Annotated in this window: 2 protein-coding genes; one reads left to right on the top strand and one right to left on the bottom strand. The window is 68.9% G+C overall.

Annotated elements, in window-relative coordinates; translation table 11 throughout:
- Positions 1-546 (top strand): zinc-binding dehydrogenase (locus QOD90_RS18255; RefSeq protein ID WP_526352225.1); only part of this gene is annotated, 546 nt, incomplete at its 5' end.
- Between the two features lie 20 nt (positions 547-566).
- Here QOD90_RS18255 and QOD90_RS18260 read toward each other — a convergent pair.
- Positions 567-3,589, bottom strand: a 3,023-nt coding sequence (locus tag QOD90_RS18260) for a thiopeptide-type bacteriocin biosynthesis protein (RefSeq protein ID WP_526352227.1), incomplete at its 5' end; no start/stop codon positions are given.

The following is a 3,589-nucleotide window of genomic DNA, read 5'->3' on the forward strand; positions in this document are numbered from 1 at the left end:
GTGACTGACACCCGGCCCGGCCAGTGGGTGGCGATCTCCGGTATCGGTGGGCTCGGCCACATCGCCGTGCAGTATGCACGGGCAATGGGGCTACGCGTGGTTGCCGTCGACATCGACGACTCCAAGCTCGCCCTGGCCACCCGCCTCGGAGCCGAGGTCGTCGTCAATGCCAGTACCAGCGACGTGGTCGCCGAGGTGCAGAAAGCGACCGGCGGCGTGCACGGGGTGCTGGTCACCGCTGTCCACCCGCAGGCGTTCGGGCAAGCCATCGGCTTGGCTCGCCGCGGCGGCACCATCGTCTTCAACGGGCTGCCGCCCGGCAACTTCCCTGCGCCGATCTTCGACATCGTGCTCAAGGGCCTGACCATCCGTGGCTCCATCGTCGGTACCCGCCAGGACATGGTCGAGGCGCTCGACTTCTACGCTCGCGGTCTGATCCACCCGACAGTGGCCAGCGCGGAACTCGACGACATCAACGATGTGTTCGGCCGCATGGAACGCGGACAGATCGACGGCCGCGTCGTCATCGACTATCGGGCATCCTGACGGGCGGCCCGACCACACGGTCAGATCTGTTTGTCCGATGCGTCTAGACGGCGTGCTTGGGCGATTTGGCTGGCGTAATGACGGTCGAGGAAGCTCAGCAGGACGAGTTCGTGAATCCGAGCGGCTGACCGCAGGAGCCGAATGGCGTTGAGATGGCTGAAGCTTCGCAGGAGGTCGTGAAGTGGCCTGGTCAACCGTCCGTTCCGATCCCGTTCCGCCAGTTCGGCGAGCAATGGTGCAATCCGCTCGGATCGTTGCAGGAACGGCTTGCGCGCCGACTCGTACGGGTGGGCTTCGGTGTCGTCGAGCAGAGCCGCGAGCTCCGCGCGTTCGATCCGCCAGCGTCGCCCAATGCCGGCGTCGAGGGCGTGCCCTCCCGCGTATTCCGCCCGGTAACCGGCGGCCCCACTCTTGGCCCAATCGCGACGCTGCTGGACGTCGAAACCGGCGTCGGCCAGGAGACGGTCGGTGGCGTAGAGGCACATCTTCCAGCGCGCATCGTCCACGTCGTCACCGTCGAGCATGCCCAATACGCTCAGCACCGCGTCGCTGTCGGCGGCGTGGATCCGTTCGGCCAATTCGATGCCGTGGTCGCCGCCATAGCGTTCGATCTCCCGCTCGTAGGTGTCCAGCGCGACCTTGGACACCGTGCCGTCGCCGAGGCGCGGGGACAGCGCATCGGTTAGGGCGGGCAGCGCGTGATCGTGCAGAGCGGCCGGATCTCCGTGCAGCCGCAGGCGTAGATGATGCTCGGAGTCGTTGTAGCGCAGGAAGAACCATTCGTCGATGACCCCGTTGCTCCGCAACCGATCGATCACCGGTCCGATGGCGTCGATCAGGATGCGATCGGCCGTCGCCGTGCCCGTGTAGGCCTTGAGGTATAGCCATTGGCCGCCTGGCACGAACGTGCGCTGCACTTGGGGTGCGGGCCAGCGCCGGGGGGCGACTGCGGGCGCAGCCCGGCGCGTGAAGGGCACGATGAGTTCTTGAGCGAAGCGGCCCTGCGGACCGGCGGCAACGCCATCGGCGAGGACTTCCTCCACGACCGCCCCGGTTCGTCTGCGCAACACCTTGGCGGCGGCGGCGATCAGCGCGGGGCTGCCGGTGTCGACGTAGAGCCGGTTGTCACCGTCGGCGATCAGCAACTCACGGGTGAGCCCGCGGCCCCGGGCCAGGGCCGCCCAGCCCTCGTCCGCCGTCGGCCCGGTGACTGTGCTCAGCTCGGCGGCCGATAGCTGCCACCGGGCCCGGGCCAGGACGAGCCGACCCGAGGTGACACGCGGCAGGGTCGGCGCGCTCGCCAGAGCGCCCCAATCCCATGCCAGTCCACCCGCCACCCCGGCACGCTGCAGCGCGGCCAGGAATCGGTACACGCCGAAGCCGCGCCACGCCGGGTTGTGCGCGGTGGTCAGCCGTGGCCGGACCTCGGCGTTCAAGCGGGGGCAGTACAGCACGACCCGCTGACCGTCCAGGCGCAGCGTGAGCTCGTCGACACTGAGCTGACGCTCCTTGGGTGCGCCCGAGCGTCCCAACAGGACGAGCTCGTATTCGCGAAGCACGGGCCGGGCCAAGATGTTGCCGATCCGTGCCTCCGGCAGGTGGACGAGTTCGGCGAACACGACACCGGGGGCAAGTGCCTCCTCGGCGCCGAGGTGGGCCCGCACGGACTGGTGCAAGTCGGGATCGCCGTGACAGAACCGGCCCAGCAACTCGGCGCCTGACGGGCCGGTGACGGCGTGAACCTCGATGCCGTCCTCGAGCATGGTGGCGACGACGGCCAGCGCGTCGGGCAGCGGCAGCGGCGTACCCGTCGCAAGCCGTGCCACGGTATCGGCATCGAGCTCAACTCGGTCGGCGCCACTGTCGCGGGCGCGGAGCACCAGATCGAGGAGGGTCGCGTCGCGTCCGGTGAATGTCGAAATACCCTCCACCCCAACGAGATCGAGACCGACCAGGAGCGGTGACTCGTCGGCGGCCGGATGCGTCGATCTGTCGAACCCGATGCCCATCTCTTCGTCCAGGGCCTCCATCAGGGCGACCTCGCGTTCTTCGTACCGGAGGCCGAACTCCGCCTTGAACCGAGTCAGCGCCGGATCTTCGGTGCCCAGGGACAGCCGGTGCAGCAGCTCCACCGCCTCGACGAGAAGCTGCACTTCCCTACTGCCGAGAGTCAGTCCCGTTCCGGCGCGGTGCAAATCAACCTGAACCAGCCGCGCGTCGTCGCTACCGCCGGCCAGGTCGAGCAGGCTCGCCGCCACCGAGTCGTAGGCCTCCGGGGGATTGCCGATGCCCGCGGCGTCCAGGATTGCGAGCTCGTCGGCCACCCGCTTCAGCGCGGTCGCCGATGCGGCCAGCGCGCGCCCGCTCAGGGAAGACAGCACGTGCGCCATCGGTTCCCGCCCCGTCACGGCGGGCTCGGCGGTCGGGGTCAGCACCTTGGCCTCGACCAGGCTGTCGACGTATCCGCGAGCCTCGTCGTGGTCCACCCCCGCACGGGTCTGGACGGCGTCGACGACCTTCGCCACCTCGCAGCCGCCCGAGGCGGCATTCAACGCGACTCGCAGCGGCTCGTCGTCCTCGATCACCACCAGGTGATGGGTGCGACGGCCCTCCCGCAGTCGGCTTTCGATGAGCCGCATCGCGCCCGCCGCGTGGTAGCGGCTCGAGTTGGGCTCGACCATCATCTCCGACCGAGTCGAGGGTTGGGCCAGCAGTCGTTCGACCAGAGCCGCCAGCACCTCGGTGTCCGGCCGACTGTGCCGCGTTGTCCCCTCGGGCCCGTCGACCAGCAGGCAGGTCGCTTCGCCCAATGACCCTACGGCGCAGCCTGCGAACAGTCCGAAGGGTGTTGCACGGGTGCACATTCGGACCAGATAGGCGGTCACCGAGGCGGCCACCCGGGCATCCGAAGTACCGCTCGACAGGCGGCGCACCAACCCTGGCGACGCCAGGTAGAGGGCCTCGCGGACCTCCGGTCGAGCCGCCAACGTGCTCCAGTAGGTGGGATCACGACGCAGTCGATCCAGCTCCTCCAGCGGCAGCA

It is taken from the genome of Mycobacterium sp. (assembly GCF_032161845.1).
Taxonomy (GTDB): Bacteria; Actinomycetota; Actinomycetes; order Mycobacteriales; family Mycobacteriaceae; genus Mycobacterium.